This window comes from Microvirga arsenatis (genome assembly GCF_009910705.1).
Taxonomy (GTDB): Bacteria; Pseudomonadota; Alphaproteobacteria; order Rhizobiales; family Beijerinckiaceae; genus Microvirga; species Microvirga arsenatis.
Map to the genome: position 1 here is coordinate 1 of NZ_JAAAXJ010000020.1, position 18,076 is coordinate 18,076.

The following is an 18,076-nucleotide window of genomic DNA, read 5'->3' on the forward strand; positions in this document are numbered from 1 at the left end:
ACGGCTGGAAGACGCTGACACAAGCGTCAGCCCCGAAGGAGACGATTGACCTCGCCGCCTGACCCAATACGATGTTCATGCCGGAGATCGCGCCACCCGAATTTCAACACAGCTCGCGACGGCACCACCCAAGTAGCCATGGTGAGGATGATGGTGCAATCATAACTCATCCAATCAAGTATTCAGGTCATGCTGTCTCGGACAATTGGCCTCTTCGCCGGAGTGAAAGGCCACCCCAACAAATGCCGTTGAACATCACGCCCCTCCTGCGCGCTCTCTCGATAACCGCTTTCACTCTTGGCCTACCGGATGCGGGAGGCAGCAAAGCTCTCGCGGCGAATACGATCCACGGCTTTTATGTCGGCACTTGGCGCACTGGAGACATCGGCCAGGTGATCTACCGCTACCTGGAAAGGACGATCCTTTACCTGGATACCGGCGTCCGCGCCCACAGTTTTGCTCCTAAGCACAAATGCGACGATCACACATACAAGCCATTCAGAGAAACTTTGCGCGCCACACTGCCAAAAGCAGAGAGCGACAGGAGGCACCTCGTCTGGCTGGACGAGCTGAAAGCCCAATCGTGTGATTTGATCTTGGAGCACAGGATGAGCCGCGGCATGCTCAGGGTCGAATACAGGACAACCTTTTACAGCCCCGTCAGGTGCTCTCAGATTAACAGCTTCATCCGTTCAGACAGGTTCAGCAGCATTTACGATCGGCCAATCCTTGTCAGCGGTAGCATGTCGGGTGAGGCCAGACTGGAGAGTGACACCGAAATCCTCAGGGACATTCATGCAAAGTACGTGACATGCGACGATCTCGGGCCAAACCGGATCAGGGTTACAGCGCGTCTACCGAGGGTGTAGATTGGCTCGCCGCCTCACACAGGTACAAGACAATTGCCCCGAAATTCCGATCCGTTTCCTTACAAACCGTGCAGAGGCTCGGTTAGATTGTGATGGGCGTTCCCCACGACCGAGGATCAAGCTCCACCATGATGGCCGTCAAGATCATCTGCTTTGCTGCGATTGGAGCCATGCTCGGCCTCATAGTATTCTTTGTTCTAAGCTTCGTTGCAGTCATGCTTTTAGGAAGCTTGGTGAAGCCACTAGGACTAGATCTTCATCACTTATTCCCTCTCTATGCGGGAATCCTTTTTACACTATTGGGTTTACCTATCGGCGGTTATTATGGAATGATATTCGCGTTGAGGAGCCGTGGTTTCTCGATCGGTGATTATTATCGCTCAGTAAGGGACTTCCTGAACGGCCCTTAGCTCGACGGACAACCAGGCGCGTGCGCCGAGATTTATCCGCACCGTCCTTGGACGTCCCTTTATGAGGTTTATTGAAGCGCCTAACAGTCCACACTCCCAGGAGCGAAAGGGACGCAGATTCAGATGCGAGCAATAGCCATCATTACCTGTTTTCTGGCTGGCCCAGCGCTCATTCTAATATTCGCGCGGCATCTACGGCCTGTTATGACTTGAACCCTTTGCACCTGGAGGCGTTTTGCTCGTCCTGTTTGAGGAGGAGCCATGCTGACGGACACGCAATGGGCGATGCTGGAGCCTTTGGTGGAACAGTGCCGTCCGAAGGGCAAAACCCCACCGCACGATCTGCGTCGCACGATGGAGGCGATCCTGTGGCGGCATCAGAATGGCGCCAAGTGGCGCGCTCTCCCCTGTGAACTGGGCCCTTGGTGGCGGGCCGCTCAGACCTTCATCCGCTGGGCTCGCCTGGGTGTCTGGGAGCGTCTGCTAAACCTGGTGCAGGAACGTGGGATCCAGCTGGGCATGACATTCCTCGACGGCACCAGTGTGCGTGCGCATCAGAAAGCCGCCGGAGCGCGCCGAAAAGGGGCTCTCAAGCTCAACGAGACGATCGTGAAGCACTTGGCCGATCGCGTGGCGGCTATGGCACCAAGGCTTGCGTGATCGCCGACGGTCTCGGACGCGCCATCGCGTTTCGGATCGCGCCCGGTCAGGCGCACGAGCTGCCTGACGCCATTCCGCTGCTCGACAGCCTGTCGGACGTGCCGAACTGGGTGGTGGCCGATCGTGGCTATTCCAGTCACAGCTTCCGCGGGCACATCTGGAGCCTCGGTGCGAGACCGGCGATCCCGGCCAAGTCCAATGAGGCGCCGGTGGCATGCCCCGAGTGGATTTACAACAATCGCAATGTTGTCGAGCGGCTCTGGGCCAGGCTGAAGGAGTGGCGGGCTGTTGCAACCCGCTACGAGAAGACAGCCTCATCGTTCATGGGCATTCTCTGTCTCGCAGCCACACTCGACTGGCTCAAGACCTAACAGGACCTAGCCTTGCTCAAATAGCGCAAAGCTGACCAAGATCGGCAGGAACAAGTGACCCAGCATCATCAACTCCAGTGTTCCACGATGGGCAGCTGGGGGACATCCCGGTCAGGGATAAACTGTCGAGCCTAACGGCGCAGAGTTCATCGACATGGCAAGGATTGAGGTTGTCATCCAGAGCGATGACGCGGCTTCAGGATATCGTTCTTTCAACTGTTTCATGGTCCCAGCGGCCTCCTCCGAAAGGCAGTCGCAGAGAAGAATGACGTTGTGTACCGGAGCGCAGTGGCGCGACCTGCCCGAACGCTACGGTCCTTGGCAAACGGTTTATGAGCGCTCGACCCGGTGGCGCCGTGACGGGTTGTTCGACACGATCCTGGATCAGCTCCGGCTCAAACTGAATGCCGAGGGGCTGATCGATCTGGATCTGTGGTGCATCGACAGCACCAGTGTCCGAGCTAGCCGCTCGGTCTCTCCCGGGGCGGCTTCGGCAGCAAGATCCACCTGGTGAGCGATGGCGCAGGCCTGCCGCTGGCCTTTACGCTCACACCTGGGCAACGGCACGAGGCGCCGGTGTTCGAGCAGACCCTAAGGGCTGTCCCCCTACCCAATCCGAGAGGCCGTCCACGAACAAGACCCAAGTATCTGGCGGGTGACAAGGCCTACAGCTACCGGCCTGTGTTCCGTTATCTGCGGCGGTGCCATATTCGACCCGTGATTCTGCCACGCACCGGCGGCAACATGGGGCGGGGCTGCGCGCAATCCTTCCATACAGACCTCTACCGCAGACGCAACGTGATCGAACGCTGTGTGGGATGGCTGAAAGGTTGCCGTTCCATGGCCACCCGGCAGGAGAAGCTTGCTGTCAACTTCGCTGCGATGGTGAAGCTCGCTTTCATACGCCAGTACCTGCGCACGATCAGCCCGTCAGACAGGACCTGGTAGCGGCGGGTGCGGAGGCTTTCGCGATGTGTGCCTTTAGGTGGCTGGTCAGCCTTCAGCCGCTTCCCGTCTAAGCTGCTTTTATGCAATATGATCAAGCAATCCCAGATCCTGATGACGTTAGCCTGAACAACGATGAGCAGCCTGCACCAATACCCCGCCATATCGGCTCATAACGAAGAGACCGAGCAAGATCGCATCTCGCGGCTGCATCAGGCTTTTGGCGTGATGTGCGCAATTGCCCGCATAGTCTGGCCCGAAGAAACAGGCTCCGGCTCGGCTGAGCCAGGGCTGACTCATTCCCGCTGGGACGGGGCGGTAATAGCTTTGCGGGACACCAGTGGGCAACTCGAGGTGATCTGGGCCTCGGCCGCTCACCGGGAGCGCTTTGGTGTACTGGCCGAACTCGCATGGGAAGCCATGTCAGAGGCGCGGACGAATGTCGTTCACCGCCTCCCAATGTGATTCCCAGTTCGTCTTAAAGGGCGGATGATCCCTTGCCTTATGTGAGAAGAGAGCGCTTCTGCTGGGTGGTGTCTGCGCCACGCCGGCCGTACCGTCAGAGGCATGGATCAGTTTCAAGCACCGTTCCCGAATGCCAGTATAATGGCGTTCGAACTATCACGCTGGCCCAAGGGTTACCCGTGGTTTTCCGTATGCTTCACCGACGTGGGAGAGATCGCTAACCATGGCGACAGGAAGTGCTCTTTCATCCATCGCGCCCTTGCCGCACCTCCGTAGAACCCCTTAGGGGAAGCATCGGGATGTTGCGGTAGATCAAAAGCCGCTACTCCAAGGCTCATGTCAGCCACACGATGTGACGTGAGTTTCCCAATGCAGACTGCCCTTCCCGCTCCCGCAATCCGCGGTTATGCCGAGCCGGTGCGGCGTGCCCCCGAGGTGAAGGTGCTCGGCGCCACCCGCGTACTCGCCAAGGACGAGGAGCTGTTCGGCGAAGGCGACCGGGCTGCATTCTTCTACAAAGTCGTGTCGGGTGCCATCCGCACCTCGAAGCTCCTTTCCGACGGTCGCCGTCAGATAAGCGCCTTCCATCTGCCCGGTGACATCTTCGGGATTGAGGCCGGTGACGAGCACCGCTTTTCCGCCGAGGCCGTTGATGAGGCCACCGTCATTGCCTATCGCCGATGCAGCCTGGAAAGCTTCGCCAGCCAGGATGGCGCCTTTGCCTGCCAGGTCGTGAACGCCATGATGCGGTCGTTGGAGCGGGCGCAGGACCACATGATGCTGCTCGGCCGCAAGAGTGCGTTGGAGAAAATCGCGACTTTCCTGCTCGACCTCGCCGAGCGTCTTGGCGACGATCACGTGGACCTACCGATGTCGCGCACCGACATCGCTGATCACTTGGGGATCACCATTGAGACGGTCTCGCGCACGCTTACGCAGCTCGAGCGTCAGAACATCATCGAACTGCCAGCTCACCGCCGCTCGATCCAGCTCACGAACAAGGCAGCGCTCCGCCGCCTGGACAGCTAAGCCGACGGGCGGCACCGGGACGCTCCTGCAATCATCAGCTGCGGAACCGGTCCTGTGACTCGCAGCAACCATTCGACTGCCCTGGACAATGACGGGCGCATCCAGGCTGGAGTCTGCCTCGTGCCGGAGATCGGTGTCACATGATGCAGGCTTGCATCTCGGTGTTACGGCTATGCAGGTGACAGGCAGATCGTGCTTTCGGTTAAACGGGCACCGTCTCCTCTGTTTTGTACCCGTGCTTCTTGCCCTGCACAACGCTGAAGAGGCCTTTGGGATGGGGCAGGCTCTGCCCCTGCTGCTCGGTCAGGTACCCGACGTTCTCCGCGCTATCCTCCCCGATATCACGTTTTCGAGTTTTCTCGTCGCGCTCGTCGTCGTCACTGTTGCGCCAGTGCTGATCCTCGCTTCGATGGGTCATCGACAGCCTAGTGGCTGGCCGGCTTATGCTCTCCTAGCCGTTCAAGCGACAATCCTTCTCAATGTGCTCAGCCATCTCATGGCTGCAGTCAAAACAGGCGGCTATGTGCCAGGACTTTTCACGGCACTCCTGATAAACTTCCCCTTCTCAATGCTATTACTGGGGCGAGCATGGCGGGATCGCTGGTACTCAGGAAAGGCGATGGTTGCTCTTGTACCCCTGGCCTTCCTTCTCCATGGACCGCTTCTTCTCGCAATCTTAAGCTTGGCATCGCAATTGATTCCGCGCTTTTGAATTCGGTCGCGCTGCCTGGGCACCATGTTCTCACCATGGGCTTCGGCGAGCGCCATCCTGTGGCTCCGAACGCCAGGCCGGACGGAAGCGACGATCCGGAGGGGCGGCAGAAGAACCGCCGCGTCGAGATCCTGGTGACGCCGACCCGTTAGAGCGTCAGGTAAATCGTGGAGCCATTCCTGGCAGCGGCGACGAGGAGGTGTCGAGAACCGTGAGCTGATAGAAGGCATGCAAGCGCTCGGCCCCTTTGGTTGATTGTGGAAAAAGCACCGGCAATCGGCACCTCAATCAGCCGGTCAACAGGCAGGGCAACAGCGCACGCACTGCTGCGGGCCGCGGGGAACTACGGCCTGAGGCTGGAGTGGGGTCCTGTCGCAGGTCAGGACCGCATAGACAAGCCGCATGCTCCTGTCCTACCGGTCCGCCAGAACGGTGACGCCCTCTGCGATCAGTTGCGACAGCGGCCGCCCTCGGCGATGCAAGCGGCTTCTCTCGGCGAGTATGGCGTCGATGGTCATGATGTTGGGACAGTAGCGCCTCACGGCCGGCGCCCACCCGCGCTCGAGGTCGCGCCGGCAGAGCCTGGCCACCGGGCAGGCCGAGCAGACGATGCTCATCTCGCGAAGGACGGTGGGACGGGTGAGCTCGAGCCATTCCGGTGCAAGTCCCATGGCGTCAAGGAACCGGTGCAAGTCCGCTCCGCCCCTGGCGCCATGGGCCGCCATCCGGTCCAGCTGATCTGATGAGAGGCCGAGGTCCCGGGCAAGGGTCGCATGCTCATGGATGCTGAGACAGGCCAACTCCTTCCGTGCCTGCCTGCTGGACCACCAGCGCCTCAGTGTCGTCATCAAACTCATGAAAGCCTCCTGCCCCGGCCAAGATAGGCTGTCGTCCCCTGGCCGCTTTGCTCCAGCACAAACTTGGTGCTGGTGTCCGCCGGCACTGGAGCGCCTCAGAGGGGTCCCCTCCTCAAACCTCCGCCTTGGCTCGTTCCCAGTAGCCGGGGCAGGCCTGCGCGAGAGCCTGCGCTCCATCGCCACGTTCCTGTTCCTCAGCCCCGCTCGCATCGGTGCGGCTGTTGGAGCCTGCGTGGGTCCGCTGCTCCGAAAGAGATTGGCTGGTTACGGCCGGGGTACTCCATCTCAATGATCGAAACCCGCGCGCAAAGGTTTAGCTCTGAGCCAAGCGCTCCGGCCCGTCCGTGCCCCTGCGGCTCCGAGACCGAACGCTCGACGCCCCGCTCTGAGTGTGGTTCCACCCTCAGCGGGGCGTTTGCCTTGTGGCCAGGCCAGATGCTTGTCCCGGGTGAGATCACCCGCCCTGCCGATCGACCAATCGCGGACGAGCCAATCTCCGCCCAGAACTTGGTGACGATTAGGGTCAGGAGCGGCGAAGAAAGCTAGATCTTGGTGCGCGAGCGTCTGGTCCTTCCCTGGCAGGAGGGACAGACGCGGTGACAAGCATCGCTTCTTCCTGAACGGTATTGCCAGGAGAATAATCCGCATTCTACCCTCCGGGTTGTAGGCTTCAGCTTGGTGAATCAACCGAAAGCCGAGCCACCTTTGGGAGCGACAATGCGTCTTTCATTACTCACAGTCATGGCAGGATCCCTGTCGTTGGGGGCCTGTGCCACGGTCACGCGCGGCACGACGGAACAGATCACCTTCGACTCCTCGCCTCCAGCCGCGATGCGGACCTCAACCGGGCTGACCTGCCCCACGACACCTTGCACGTTACAAGTCGACCGCAAGTCAGAGTTCGTTGCGACGTTCTCCAAGGACGGCTACGAGAGCCAGGACGTGATGGTTCAGACCCGCGTTGCCGGCAGCGGCGCAGCGGGCTTTGCCGGCAACGTGCTCATCGGCGGCCTTGTTGGCATGGGCGTTGATGCAGCGACCGGAGCGACCCTGGAGCACTATCCCAATCCCGTCACGGTCAGCTTGGTGCCGCTGGCGGTCTCCTCGAAGTACCGAGCCCGCAAACCCGCCCCTGCTCGAGGGCCGGTCAAGGAAGCTGCTCCTCCGACATCGTAGCCGGTAAAGACGCAACCTCCACAGCCTCAGTCACCAGCCGGAGCTTGTTTTGCAAGCCAAGACCGATCCTGATGTTTTGGGTTGCCACTGAACTCTGGCTGGTCTGCCCCCTGAGAGGTGGTCCTCCCTGAGGTATGGCTTTCAAGCCGAATGGAGGACTAAAGATGAGCAAGAAGAGACACACGGCCGAAGAAATCGTCGCGAAGCTGCGGCAGGTGGACGTGCTGACGGCGCAAGGCCGCACGGTAGCCGAGGCGATCCGGCAGATCGGCGTGACGGAGGTCACCTACTACCGCTGGCGCTCCGAGTACGGCGGGCTGAAATCCGACCAGATCAAGCGCCTGAAGGAACTGGAGGCCGAGAACGCCAGGTTGCGCCGGGCCGTTTCCGACCTCACCCTCGATAAGATGATTTTGAAAGAGGCGGCCAAGGGAAACTTCTAAGCCCCGCCCGCCGCCGCGCCTGCGTGGAGCACGTCAGGGCCGAACTGGGCCTGTCCGAGCGACGAGTCTGCCGTGTTCTCGGCCAGCATCGTTCGACCCAGCGCAAGATCCCCACCACCCCGGATGACGAGGCGGCTCTGACCGCCGACATCACCGCTCTGCTGCGGGAGGCGGGCCGGCGGGTGAACAAGAAGCGGGTCTAGCGGATCTGGCGGCGGGAGGGGCTGAAAGTGCCACAGAAACAACCGAAGAAGGGGCGGCTCTGGCTCAATGACGGATCCTGCATCCGGCTGCGGCCGGAGTATCCCAACCATGTCTGGAGTTACGACTTCGTCGAGGATCGCACCCATGACGGGCGCAAGTTCCGCATGCTCAACATCATCGACGAGTTCACGCGCGAGTGCCTGGCTATCCGGGTGAACCGGAAGTTGAAAGCGGTCGATGTGATCGACGTGCTCTCGGATCTGTTTATCCTGCGCGGTGTTCCGGGCCATATTCGCTCCGATAACGGCAGCGAGTTTGTGGCCGAAGCCGTGCGTGAGTGGATCACGGCTGTAGGTGCCAAAACGGCTTACATTGAGCCGGGCAGCCCGTGGGAGAACGGCTGCTGTGAAAGCTTCAACTCGAAGCTTCGGGATGAATTGCTGAAAGGAGAGATCTTCTACACGCTCAAGGAGGCCCGGATTGTGATCGAAAATTGGAGGCGCCACTACAATACCATCCGCCCGCACTCATCGTTGGGCTACAGACCGCCCGCCCCGGAGACGGTGCTATGGCCGGCTGCGCAACCCCAACCAGCTTCGCCGGCCACCCCGGCCGTAGCACCGCGGCCGATCATGCACTAACATTAACCCCGGACCACCTCATGGGGGCTGGCCACTCATGGGACCGCAGCGATAGAGGGAGCCGACCGAGCCGACGGAGCACGGTGTTGCCTTGTCAGCCGACGAGCGCGGCTCCGAGGGCACCCACGCCGTAAGCCACGCCGGCTGCCAGCGCCCCCACGAGCAGCATCTCCAGGCCCGATACGAGCCAGCCGCGGCCGGTAAAGAAGGCACGGCCTGCCCCCACCGTGAACAGCGTCACTAGAGCCAGCGTGGTTGCTGCGGCGAACCGGTCGCCATCGAACCACGGCAGCAGATAAGCGAGAAGCGGAATGAGGCCGGCGATGATGAAGCCGAGGAAGGTTGCAAAGCCATGGCTGGCCGCGGCGGCCAGCGTCGGGATCGCGCTGCTCTGCACGTCCGAGCGGCGCGATAGGACATTGCTCGCACCCATGGAGAAGCCGTCCGCCACGAGGTTAGCGAAGCCCAGAATGAGGATGACCTTGGACGACAGCGCCGCACCGGTCACGCCAGACACCACCGCCAGGGTCGTGATGATCCCGTCATTGGCTCCGTATATGAGATCGGGAAGGTATTTGCCGACCAGGCGGTACACAGCCCCGTGAGGCGCCGGGCGGGTGGAGTGCGGGAACCCGTTGCAAGGCATGGATGTGCAGGAATCCATGAAAGTCATGTCGGTTCGATGCTGACAAGTTCCGTGTGGCCGAAGCCCTTCCGGTAATCGAGGACGGAGATCACTTTCGGGGCGATCCTGAAGAACGCGACACCCTCGAGCGTGCCCGTGGCATACTCCGCGATTCCTTGAGGAAACTTCCGGAGCAGGAGCTGTCCTGCCAGCGCGATCTCCCGCGGATCCGTGAGGCGGGTCGCATGACCTCCGAGCGAGAGGCCGCGGATCTCGCCCCAGTTTGTGTACGGCAGGTTGACCGTCAGGGATACCTTGTCGTTGCGGCCGATGTTGCGGGATTTCTGGGACCCTTCCGCACATCCGAAGTAGATGTCCAGCCCGTCGTGGGCGTAGCTGACCGTCGTGGCATGCGGGTATCCGTCGCCACGGACCGTCGCTATCGTCATGTCGTTCGCGCTGTGCAGGATGGACAGGATCTCTTCGCGCATGCTTGCGTTCATAACGTCATCCTCTACTCGTTTCCCGGACGGCCAGTCAGGCATCGGGACGGCCCGTCGAACCACATTGGCTTCATCCCCGCCGAAGCGCCTTGATCACGGTCAATGCCGAGTGGAATCGAGCCACCCATGATTTCAGCCGGGTTCGTCGGGAATGGCACCTCGGACCTCCGCCAGGCTGCCGCGCGCTCCCGCGGGTGTCTTGCCTGATCCTTCGGCATGACGCCTTAAGGAAAGTGAGTTTCCACGAATCGGAACGATGGCGCAGGATCCCATGCCTTCAATGCTGAAGAACGGCCCGGCACCCCTGTTCCTCCCCTGCCGATCCGACAAGGAGACGGCGGCGTTCCGGCGCTGCTTCTCCGGGCGAGAGCATGAAGGAGCTCTCGCTCGCCAAGATGTTGTTCCTCGTGGTGCACCGGGGAAGGCGAACCCTAGCCCTGTATGGAATTCAGGTAGGCGAGAAGATCGTTGATCTGCGCTGGATCGAGCTGGAACTGGGGCATGGAGGGATGGCCTGTCGTGATGCCCTCCGCGAAAGCCTCCGCCAGGCTCTCGATAGGATAGCGGGTATGGAGGATCCGGAAGGGCGGCGCCTCCGGAATGGGGCTCTCGCCGACGCGACCGATGGCATGGCATTGGGAGCAGTTCGTCTGGGCGAACGTGAACCCGCGCTGCACGCGTCCCGATTGGGCCATGAGGGCCGATGAACCCAGCGCGAGCGAAATGCCCACGAGTGTGAGGCGCCTCTTCATCGCTGCGCTTCCGGTCCTGCGGGTTCGGCCACCTTCACGGAGACGATCTGGAACGTATGGGGCTTCCCGTCATCGTCCTGCATGGTGACGTACTCGCCCACAACGAAACGATGCTGATGCAGGTGATAGCCCGCCTCCTCATCACCGGGACGATCCTGGTTATAGTCGATCATCCATGTCGCGCCACCAGATCCACCTGGACGATGGACCAGAATGCCATGCCGCTCGCCCTCGTCGGCCCAGAAGCGGCGGACCCGGCAGTACTCGCGCTTGTCCGCCCACTCGACCTGGTCCAGACGCCCCCGTGGATCGAGGGGAGCGGTGATCTCGTAGCCGTACCGTGGGCTCCCGTCCGGGAACTGCTTGCTGCGGGCCAGATGGAGTATGATGTGATGGAGCATCGATTCCTCCTTGGCATGGCTGCCTTTCCGAATGAGCCACGCCATTGTGGCAAAGCTTAAGGAGGGTTCCGCCCGGCCGCCTTGATCCGGATCAATACGGAGCCGGTCCCGGACCGAAAGGGCCAATCCGAGGCTACTCGCGGGCTCTGTCCTTCAGGGCGTCCTTGATGCGCCGGATGATCGCTCCCTTTGCCTTCTTGTCTGCGGCCGCCTCGATGGCATCGTTGATCTCGAGCAGCAGCTCGGCATAATCGTTGTGCCAGTCACGGTGCCCGACGCTCGCACCCGGCAGACGCTGCTCATGCCTCTCGATCCGAACCGCCCCCTCGCCCGTCAGGTCATAGATGTCATCGATCCCCGGAATGATGGCGGCCGGCGTGCGATCGAGATCGGCAAGGGTCGATTGCAGCGCCCTGAGCGGCGCGTCCTCGCCATGAACCAGGAAGATCCCACGCCGGACCGGAAGGCGATCGGCGAGCCACGACTTCAACTCCGGCCCGTCTGCATGCCCCGAGTAGAGGTCGAGCGTCCGCATGCGGGCACGGACCTTGATCTCCTCACCCTGGATCCGGACCTTCGAGGCGCCGTCCTGCAGGATCCGTCCGAGCGTGCCCTGCGCCTGGAAGCCGACGAAGAGGACGGTGGCCTCATCCCGCCAAAGCCAGGCTTTCAGGTGATGCCGTATTCGACCCGCCTCGCACATGCCGCTTGCGGCAACGATGATATGGAAGCTGTGGATGCGGTCGATGGCCTTGCTCTGCTCGACAGTCTCCGTGAAGCGCACCCATCGGGACTCGAGCGCCTGGACTAGATCGGCGCCATTCCTGAGTTCCCCGGCATGCCGCTTGAAGATAGCGCTGGCCTTCGAGGCCAGGGGCGAGTCGATGAAGATCGGAATGTCCGGCAGTTCACCCGCTTCCATCAGCTCCATAAGGTCGACGAGGAGTTCCTGCGTTCGTTCAACCGCGAACGATGGAATGAGCAACGCGCCGCTCGGATGCATCGCGGCCCGGACCTCGTCACGCAGCATCCGGCGGCGGCGCTGGATGTTGGTGCCGGCGCGGTCGGTGCCGCCGTAGGTCGATTCAAGGACGACGTAATCGAGGTCGCGCGGCCCGTCCGGATCGGGTTGAAGGAGTTTGTGGTCAGGACCAATATCCCCGGAGAACAGAAGACGGGTCGGTTCCTCGTTCACACCATGCGTCACCTCCATCTCAATGGAGGCCGAGCCCAGAAGATGGCCCGCATTCCAATAACGGGCCCGAAAGCCCGGGGCGACATCCTGCCATTGGCCATAAGGCACGGGACAGAAGTGCTCGAGGGACGCGACGGCATCCTCTTCCGTGTAGATGGGGGACACCGTCTCCCGTCCGCGCCGGCTGTTGCGGCGGTTGAGCTGACTGACCTCGATCTCCTGAATGTAGCCGGAGTCCGGAAGCATGATCGAGGCGAGATCGGCTGTGCCCGGCGTGGCATAAATCGGCCCGTCGAACCCGGCCTTCACCAGCTTCGGCACGAGACCGGAGTGATCGATGTGCGCGTGGGTGAGGCACAGGGCGCTGATTCCCGCCGCGCGGAAGGGGAAGCGCTGGTAATTGAGCTCCCTTTCCTCCTTCGATCCCTGGAACATCCCGCAGTCGACCAGCACGCGGGCCGCGTCCGTCTCAAGCAGGAAGCAGGAGCCCGTCACGGTGCGGGCAGCGCCAAGGAAGTGAAGGCGAAGCGACAAGACGGTCTCCTGGATCAAGGAAGGATTCGGGAATGGAAGATGCCATTTTGCTCTATCACCGTCGAGCCGCAGGCGATCTTCACGCCTACCGCGCTCTCGCTCCGAGCTTGCGCACGGCGGCGAGCCATGCCCTGCGTTTGGCCTCGCTCATCCCCTCGATCATGCCGACGAGGGTATGGCGGTTCGGGCCAATGCCGACCAGGGCCAGGATGCTGCGCTTGAGGCTCCTGAGGCTGTACGCCCCGAAGTACCAGCGGTAGGCGAAAGCGGGCATGCCCATGGTGATGACGATCCGCGACGAGCGGCCCTTGAGGGCGGTCTTCCAGCTCGCGCCAGCCGTGCCGCCCGTCATGAAGGCTGGCCGGAACGCCTGCTCCATGAATCCTTTGAGCAGCGCCGGCATGCCGCCGAGCCAGAGGGGATAGATGATGAGGACGTGCTCGGCCCACGCCAGCGCCTGTTGCGCCTCAGCAATCGCGGGAGGCGGCAACGCGCCCTCCCAGTCGCTCTTGGAGCGCAGGAGCGGAAAGTCGAGGTCGGCCACCGGAACGACGCGTACCTCGTGTCCGCCTTCGGCCGCTCCCTGGGCATAGGCATCGGCTAGGGCATGGCAGAAATGCCGGAGGTCGGACGTCGGATGACCTTGAATGATGGTGATGCGCGTCATGCCGGCTCCTCCAGCAGGGGCTGCGTTCCGCTCAATGGGCCAGGAGAACGGGGCGATCGGAGATTGTCAGCATGTCCAGGGTTGCCCCGCCGAACACCTGCTCCCGCAGGCGGGTGTGGCCGTACCCTCCCATGATGACGAGATCGGCGGATACGCGGCGCGCCTCGTCGAGAACCACATCCGCAACCCGGCGCCCCCGGCTCTCGACCGCAGAGACCTCCGCCGTGACCCCGTGGCGGGCGAGATGCCGTTCGATGTCCTGGCCCATAAGGGGGGCGGCCTTGGGATCGATCATCAGGACGACGGTGCGCGCGGCGTCCTGGACGAACCCCAGCCCTTCGCCCAAGGCGCGAGCGGCCTCCCGGCTGCCGTTCCAGGCCACCAAAACCGTCTTCACGGGCCCCGGCTGGCGGTAGCCGGGCGGAACGATCAGAAGACCGCGCCCGCTGCCGAAGAGCACCGACTCGACGAGGTCGAGCCAGACGGGCGTGTCGCCTGCACCATAGGGACGCGTGGCGACGAAGAGGTCGGCATAGCGGGCCTGCTCGGCGACCTTGATTGACATGGTACCGAAGATCTCGTCGAAGCGACGCAGTTCGGCGTTCTCTTGAAGGCCCGAGAGTCTGTCCGTCAGACGCCCTGCTGTTACATCGCCGTCCTTGCGGGTCTGCTGCTCCAATTCGGTCACAATCTGAACGATCGCGGCACCGCCGCCATCGAACGGCATGGTGATCGAGAGGTCAGGGAGCAGGTTGGTGAAGATGCCGATAAGATGGGTCCCTTCTCCGGATGCCAGAGCCCGACCGTACTCCAGACGATTGTCGTCTTCGGGGCTGCCGTCCAGATGGACCATCACGTCCTTGATCATCGTCTACTCCTCATTGGCCTGCCCAGGCGGGATAGTTCCTCGCCAGGGGAGCGGTAGAACCTTGATGTAGTCGAAATCCCGGATGATGCTTTGATTCAGCGCAACGCTCTGAGCCAGCGCACCTGCCAATGTGCGGCCGGTCCCCTGCCCTCCTGTGAGGGATAATGTCCGGAGCCTGAGATGCCCTCTCGCCGATCAGCGTCCCTCAGAAGCAGCCGCGGTCCCCGACGGACGTCGGAGGTTGTTCCACCACCTCCTTCCGCTGACAAGCCGGCACCCGACAGCATCCGGGCGACCGCGCCGCCGAGGCCTTTGGACACCTGGAACGATGCCGAATTGCACCAGCTCCGGGATTCCCTCGACCATATCGCCCATGCGGGGCTGGCACGCCTCACCGGCGGTCTTTCCCCGGCGGCCGTGGCCGGAGCCTTCATGGACTGGGCTGTCCATATGATGATCTCTCCAGGCAAACAGGTCGAGCTCGCCGCGAAGGGAGCTCGCGCATGGGAGCGCCTTGCGCAGTACGCGGCTCAATGTTCGGCCGCCGGGCGGACGGTCGAGCCCTGCATCCAACCCGTGCCCCAGGATCGCCGCTTTGCCGAGGCCGAATGGTGGCAATGGCCCTACAACATCATTCAACAAGGCTTCCTCCTCCAGCAGCAATGGTGGGGCAACGCCACGACCGGGGTCGACGGCGTCACGAGGCAGCATGAGGCGGTGGTCGAGTTCGCCGTGCGCCAGATCCTCGACATGACCTCGCCGACGAACTTCATCGCCACCAACCCCGTCGTCCAGCGGCGCATTATGGAGACGGGTGGGCAGAACCTCGTACAGGGACTGCGCAACTTCACGGACGACTGGGAGCGGATTGTCCATGGGAAGCCTGCCGCCGGCACCGAGGCGTTCCAGGTCGGTCGGGACGTAGCCGTCACACCCGGCAAGGTGATCTACCGCAACCGTCTCATCGAGCTGATCCAGTACGAGCCAACAACCGACAGGGTCAGGCCCGAGCCGATCCTAATCGTGCCGGCCTGGATCATGAAGTACTACATCCTCGACCTTTCGCCCCAGAACTCGCTGGTCCGCTACCTCACGGACCAGGGCTTCACGGTGTTCATCATCTCCTGGAAGAACCCGGCCGCCGAGGATCACGACCTGGGCATGGACGACTATCGCAAGCTCGGGGTGATGGCGGCGCTTGATGCGGTGAACGCCATCGTGCCCGATCAGAAGGTCCACTCGGTCGGCTATTGTCTCGGCGGCACGCTTCTGTCCATCGCAGCCGCGGCCATGGCACGCGACGGCGACAGGCGTTTGGCCACCATGTCCCTGCTAGCGGCGCAGGCCGACTTCCGGGAGGCCGGAGAACTCACACTCTTCATCAACGAGAGCCAGCTCCATTTCCTCGAGGACCTGATGCGGAGCCAGGGTTATCTCGACACCCGGCAGATGGCCGGAGCCTTCCAGCTCCTGCGCTCGAACGACCTGATCTGGTCGCGGATCGTCCGGCACTACCTGATGGGCGAGCGCACGCCCATAAACGATCTCATGGCCTGGAACGCCGATGCCACCCGCATGCCCTACCGGATGCATACGGAGTACCTGAGGCAGCTCTTCCTCGACAACGATCTCGCAGAAGGTCGCTTCCAGGTCGACGGCCGTCCCATCGCCATCAGTGACATCCGTGCACCGATCTTTGCGGTCGGCACCGAGCGCGATCACGTGGCGCCCTGGCGCTCGGTGTTCAAGATCCATCTCCTGGCCGATACCGACGTAACCTTCCTTCTCACGAAGGGCGGCCACAACGCCGGCATTGTTGCCGATCCCAGTCAGGCCAAAGGAAGCTTCCAGGTTCTGATGAGATCCGCCACGGGCCAGTATCTCGATCCCAACACCTGGACCAAGCTTGCACCTCGGTTCGAGGGCTCCTGGTGGCCGGAATGGACCCATTGGCTGGTTTCACATTCCGGAGAGCCCACCGATCCACCTGCATTGGGTGCGCCGGCGCAGGGTTACCCGGCCCTTTACTATGCGCCCGGCGTCTATGTGATGCAGGCCTGATGGGGGTCGTGGACGCGCTTCGATCCCACGGGCTGATCGCCACCTTCAGGATGCCATGGATCGTCGTGGTGGCGATGCGGCTCTGGGCATCAAGCGATCCCACGTGTCGAGCCTCGGTTTAAGGCGTGCGCTGAGCCTTTGGGCGAAGCGTCCTCGCCTTCCAGGGGTTCTGGCTCCTACTGCGACTTACGAAAGCGACTGAGCTCGATGGTCCATCGCGAGGGCCAGAATGCCAGGATGGCGACCACCGCGGTGATCAGCAGGAGGGCCACCATCACCTGCGTGATGCCGAAGATCGCGGCGTCTCGCGCGACGAACCAGCCTGTCACAATGCCAGCAACGACCAGAAGTGCCCGGACAATCCAGCCTAACATGGCGCCCTCCATCCTCGCGGGCCGATTGCGGATCTCCATCCAGTTCCGGACGAGCAATCAACCCTTGCGCCAAATTCACGCTGTCTTCGTCGAGGCGCCTTGATCTGCATCAAGGCTGATGATGGCCAGGAATCCGACGATGCCTCCAAGGTTGTAACCGATGACCGCAACCGCCAAGCTGCCCTGCGTCGATGAAAGTTCCGTGTGTGGTTCTATGCAGGGTTTAGATGGCCTGGGAAGCAGCCGAGGTGATGAACGGAGGGCGCAATGATCGCTTATGTGGAGCATTCCCCAATCCAAGACATGCCAAATGCGGGTCAGGTCTATGCACCGGACATTCTTCCGAGACTTCAATCCTTACTGGCGGTTCTGGCTGATATCGATTTAGCGTATGAAAAAAGTCTTAAGACCATCACAAGCACTCGATCGGATGGGAACTGGAGGGACGAAATGATTTCCGCCCTTCGGCGGGCCCATTCCGAGCAGCGCGCCCCTTATGTTCGGGAACTCTGCGCGCTGAAGGAGCGGATAGACGCACCGTTCGGCTGAGCCCCCAGACAGGGCAGTCCGCCCATGGAAAGGCGTAGATCCTCTACAGAGTGTGCTCACCTCTGGTCATTGAGGAGCGTCGGCTGCCCTCGCCTCGTCCCCAGGGAGATCCGTATCGCGGTGGAAGCTCGCGCGAGAGCGGCCGCTATCAATCAGCTTGATCACCGATCAGTCGGCCGACTGCCACGATGCCGTTCCGCGCCGAGAACCGCCCGCTGAAGCGGAACGGTACGCCGCCACCGACAAGAGCGCTTCGGCAGGGCCGGGCCGCAACGCATGGCTATGCCGATGCGGCTTCCCGGTTTTGCCGGAATTGCCGAGCGCGCCGATCCCCTCGTCCAGCGCGATCGCATCGACCACATACACTCTGACGCTGCCGTTCCGCAGGCGCGCCCGGAGGATGATGAACCCGTCGCAGCGTAGGATCACATAGTTGCCGGTCGCACGGGGCGAGGACAGGCTTGCTGAAGATCAGATACGCCTCGGGTTTGGCCAGCTGAACCAAACCGAAGCCTCCTGCCGCTGTGCGAAAGGCCATCCAGTCCACTTGGACGAGATCAACGGCATTGCGTTGTCCCCGGCGGCGCCAGAGCCGGGGGGTGTCTGCCCAGCCGATATAGGCGTTGACCAGCGCGGTCGAGCTGTCGCCGGCGACGTAGAAGGCGCCGTCCCGCAGCGGGAATTCAAGGTTGAGGATTGGATTGCCAGGCGGTGTGCGGCTCGAAAACGCAAGTTCCGACAGAACAGTCCCGAGGCTCAGCGAGG

Annotated in this window: 21 protein-coding genes and 1 pseudogene; 12 read left to right on the top strand and 10 right to left on the bottom strand. The window is 62.1% G+C overall.

Translation table 11 applies throughout. The features are described 5' to 3' along the window. The first annotated feature begins 248 nt into the window (after positions 1-248). The 8 genes from GR303_RS21100 (at position 249) to GR303_RS21135 (ending at position 5,613) form a co-directional block, all read left to right on the top strand. Entirely contained in the window at positions 249-869 is a 621-nt protein-coding gene (locus tag GR303_RS21100) for a hypothetical protein (protein ID WP_161725662.1), read from the top strand. A gap of 128 nt (positions 870-997) precedes the next feature. After that, positions 998-1,279: a hypothetical protein gene (locus GR303_RS21105; protein WP_161725663.1), complete on the top strand. Its 282-nt coding sequence runs from the start codon at positions 998-1,000 to the stop codon at positions 1,277-1,279. A gap of 261 nt (positions 1,280-1,540) precedes the next feature. After that, positions 1,541-2,310 (top strand): IS5 family transposase gene (locus GR303_RS21110; protein WP_161725664.1). Its coding sequence is split into 2 segments (ribosomal slippage): positions 1,541-1,862 and positions 1,862-2,310, totalling 771 coding nucleotides; the frame shifts between segments, so codons are not numbered across the junction. Between the two features lie 265 nt (positions 2,311-2,575). After that, positions 2,576-2,824 (top strand): transposase, encoded by a 249-nt coding sequence (locus tag GR303_RS21115; protein ID WP_161725666.1) that lies wholly within the window; start codon positions 2,576-2,578, stop codon positions 2,822-2,824. Next, the gene (locus GR303_RS21120; protein ID WP_161725667.1) at positions 2,821-3,258 is read left to right on the top strand and encodes a transposase; all 438 of its coding nucleotides are present in this window, start codon (positions 2,821-2,823) and stop codon (positions 3,256-3,258) included. The genes GR303_RS21115 and GR303_RS21120 overlap by 4 nt, the downstream gene beginning before the upstream one ends. 831 nt (positions 3,259-4,089) lie before the next feature. Then, entirely contained in the window at positions 4,090-4,749 is a 660-nt protein-coding gene (locus GR303_RS21125; RefSeq protein ID WP_161725669.1) for a helix-turn-helix domain-containing protein, read from the top strand. 274 nt (positions 4,750-5,023) lie between these two features. After that, on the top strand, positions 5,024-5,461 hold the full coding sequence (locus GR303_RS25520; protein WP_246205753.1) for an HXXEE domain-containing protein: 438 nt from the start codon (positions 5,024-5,026) through the stop codon (positions 5,459-5,461). After that, the gene (locus GR303_RS21135; protein ID WP_201752176.1) at positions 5,458-5,613 is read left to right on the top strand and encodes an OmpA family protein; all 156 of its coding nucleotides are present in this window, start codon (positions 5,458-5,460) and stop codon (positions 5,611-5,613) included. The genes GR303_RS25520 and GR303_RS21135 overlap by 4 nt, the downstream gene beginning before the upstream one ends. A gap of 261 nt (positions 5,614-5,874) precedes the next feature. On the opposite strand, the gene GR303_RS21140 is transcribed toward GR303_RS21135, so the two are convergent. After that, positions 5,875-6,318 carry a hypothetical protein gene (locus tag GR303_RS21140; RefSeq protein WP_161725672.1) on the bottom strand — a complete coding sequence of 148 codons (444 nt, stop codon included), beginning with the start codon at positions 6,316-6,318 and terminating at the stop codon, positions 5,875-5,877. A gap of 717 nt (positions 6,319-7,035) precedes the next feature. Between GR303_RS21140 and GR303_RS21145 the strand changes: the two genes are divergently transcribed. After that, positions 7,036-7,494 carry a translation initiation factor 2 gene (locus tag GR303_RS21145; protein ID WP_161725673.1) on the top strand — a complete coding sequence of 153 codons (459 nt, stop codon included), beginning with the start codon at positions 7,036-7,038 and terminating at the stop codon, positions 7,492-7,494. 164 nt (positions 7,495-7,658) lie between these two features. Next, positions 7,659-8,782, top strand: a pseudogene (locus tag GR303_RS21150) (IS3 family transposase). A gap of 94 nt (positions 8,783-8,876) precedes the next feature. Here the strand turns inward: GR303_RS21150 and GR303_RS21155 are convergent. From GR303_RS21155 to GR303_RS21185, 7 genes are all read right to left on the bottom strand, one after another. Further along, positions 8,877-9,446, bottom strand: coding sequence for a VIT1/CCC1 transporter family protein (locus tag GR303_RS21155; RefSeq protein ID WP_201752467.1), 570 nt, complete (start codon positions 9,444-9,446; stop codon positions 8,877-8,879). Between the two features lie 5 nt (positions 9,447-9,451). Next, positions 9,452-9,910: a pyridoxamine 5'-phosphate oxidase family protein gene (locus tag GR303_RS21160; protein ID WP_161725675.1), complete on the bottom strand. Its 459-nt coding sequence runs from the start codon at positions 9,908-9,910 to the stop codon at positions 9,452-9,454. 431 nt (positions 9,911-10,341) lie between these two features. Next, the gene (locus GR303_RS21165; protein ID WP_161725676.1) at positions 10,342-10,662 is read right to left on the bottom strand and encodes a c-type cytochrome; all 321 of its coding nucleotides are present in this window, start codon (positions 10,660-10,662) and stop codon (positions 10,342-10,344) included. Continuing rightward, complete coding sequence (locus GR303_RS21170) at positions 10,659-11,063, bottom strand: hypothetical protein (RefSeq protein WP_161725678.1); 405 nt, start codon at positions 11,061-11,063, stop codon at positions 10,659-10,661. The genes GR303_RS21165 and GR303_RS21170 overlap by 4 nt, the downstream gene beginning before the upstream one ends. Positions 11,064-11,196: 133 nt before the next feature. Further along, positions 11,197-12,792: an MBL fold metallo-hydrolase gene (locus GR303_RS21175; RefSeq protein ID WP_161725680.1), complete on the bottom strand. Its 1,596-nt coding sequence runs from the start codon at positions 12,790-12,792 to the stop codon at positions 11,197-11,199. A gap of 85 nt (positions 12,793-12,877) precedes the next feature. Continuing rightward, the gene (locus tag GR303_RS21180; RefSeq protein ID WP_161725681.1) at positions 12,878-13,459 is read right to left on the bottom strand and encodes an NAD(P)H-dependent oxidoreductase; all 582 of its coding nucleotides are present in this window, start codon (positions 13,457-13,459) and stop codon (positions 12,878-12,880) included. Between the two features lie 31 nt (positions 13,460-13,490). Further along, positions 13,491-14,327: a universal stress protein gene (locus tag GR303_RS21185; RefSeq protein WP_161725683.1), complete on the bottom strand. Its 837-nt coding sequence runs from the start codon at positions 14,325-14,327 to the stop codon at positions 13,491-13,493. A 180-nt stretch (positions 14,328-14,507) separates the two neighbouring features. Between GR303_RS21185 and GR303_RS21190 the strand changes: the two genes are divergently transcribed. Beyond that, positions 14,508-16,388 (top strand): PHA/PHB synthase family protein, encoded by a 1,881-nt coding sequence (locus tag GR303_RS21190; protein ID WP_161725684.1) that lies wholly within the window; start codon positions 14,508-14,510, stop codon positions 16,386-16,388. A 176-nt stretch (positions 16,389-16,564) separates the two neighbouring features. Here the strand turns inward: GR303_RS21190 and GR303_RS21195 are convergent, their stop codons facing one another. After that, positions 16,565-16,762 carry a hypothetical protein gene (locus GR303_RS21195; protein ID WP_161725685.1) on the bottom strand — a complete coding sequence of 66 codons (198 nt, stop codon included), beginning with the start codon at positions 16,760-16,762 and terminating at the stop codon, positions 16,565-16,567. Between the two features lie 267 nt (positions 16,763-17,029). On the opposite strand from GR303_RS21195, the gene GR303_RS21200 reads away from it, so the two are divergent. Further along, entirely contained in the window at positions 17,030-17,311 is a 282-nt protein-coding gene (locus GR303_RS21200; protein ID WP_161725687.1) for a hypothetical protein, read from the top strand. Between the two features lie 168 nt (positions 17,312-17,479). Here the strand turns inward: GR303_RS21200 and GR303_RS24490 are convergent, their stop codons facing one another. After that, a complete protein-coding gene (locus tag GR303_RS24490; RefSeq protein WP_210254034.1) occupies positions 17,480-17,677 on the bottom strand; it encodes a hypothetical protein in 198 nt (65 codons plus the stop codon). Positions 17,678-18,076: the final 399 nt, after the last annotated feature.

Bases quoted from the DNA above. Each gene is read 5' to 3' on its own strand.
- GR303_RS21105 (WP_161725663.1), top strand. From the start codon at position 998: ATGATGGCCGTCAAGATCATCTGCTTTGCTGCGATTGGAGCCATGCTC.
- GR303_RS21115 (WP_161725666.1), top strand. From the start codon at position 2,576: ATGACGTTGTGTACCGGAGCGCAGTGGCGCGACCTGCCCGAACGCTAC.
- GR303_RS21125 (WP_161725669.1), top strand. From the start codon at position 4,090: ATGCAGACTGCCCTTCCCGCTCCCGCAATCCGCGGTTATGCCGAGCCG.
- GR303_RS25520 (WP_246205753.1), top strand. From the start codon at position 5,024: ATGGGGCAGGCTCTGCCCCTGCTGCTCGGTCAGGTACCCGACGTTCTC.
- GR303_RS21140 (WP_161725672.1), bottom strand. From the start codon at position 6,318: ATGAGTTTGATGACGACACTGAGGCGCTGGTGGTCCAGCAGGCAGGCA.
- GR303_RS21145 (WP_161725673.1), top strand. From the start codon at position 7,036: ATGCGTCTTTCATTACTCACAGTCATGGCAGGATCCCTGTCGTTGGGG.
- GR303_RS21155 (WP_201752467.1), bottom strand. From the start codon at position 9,446: ATGGATTCCTGCACATCCATGCCTTGCAACGGGTTCCCGCACTCCACC.
- GR303_RS21160 (WP_161725675.1), bottom strand. From the start codon at position 9,910: ATGAACGCAAGCATGCGCGAAGAGATCCTGTCCATCCTGCACAGCGCG.
- GR303_RS21165 (WP_161725676.1), bottom strand. From the start codon at position 10,662: ATGAAGAGGCGCCTCACACTCGTGGGCATTTCGCTCGCGCTGGGTTCA.
- GR303_RS21170 (WP_161725678.1), bottom strand. From the start codon at position 11,063: ATGCTCCATCACATCATACTCCATCTGGCCCGCAGCAAGCAGTTCCCG.
- GR303_RS21180 (WP_161725681.1), bottom strand. From the start codon at position 13,459: ATGACGCGCATCACCATCATTCAAGGTCATCCGACGTCCGACCTCCGG.
- GR303_RS21185 (WP_161725683.1), bottom strand. From the start codon at position 14,327: ATGATCAAGGACGTGATGGTCCATCTGGACGGCAGCCCCGAAGACGAC.
- GR303_RS21190 (WP_161725684.1), top strand. From the start codon at position 14,508: ATGCCCTCTCGCCGATCAGCGTCCCTCAGAAGCAGCCGCGGTCCCCGA.
- GR303_RS21195 (WP_161725685.1), bottom strand. From the start codon at position 16,762: ATGTTAGGCTGGATTGTCCGGGCACTTCTGGTCGTTGCTGGCATTGTG.
- GR303_RS21200 (WP_161725687.1), top strand. From the start codon at position 17,030: ATGATCGCTTATGTGGAGCATTCCCCAATCCAAGACATGCCAAATGCG.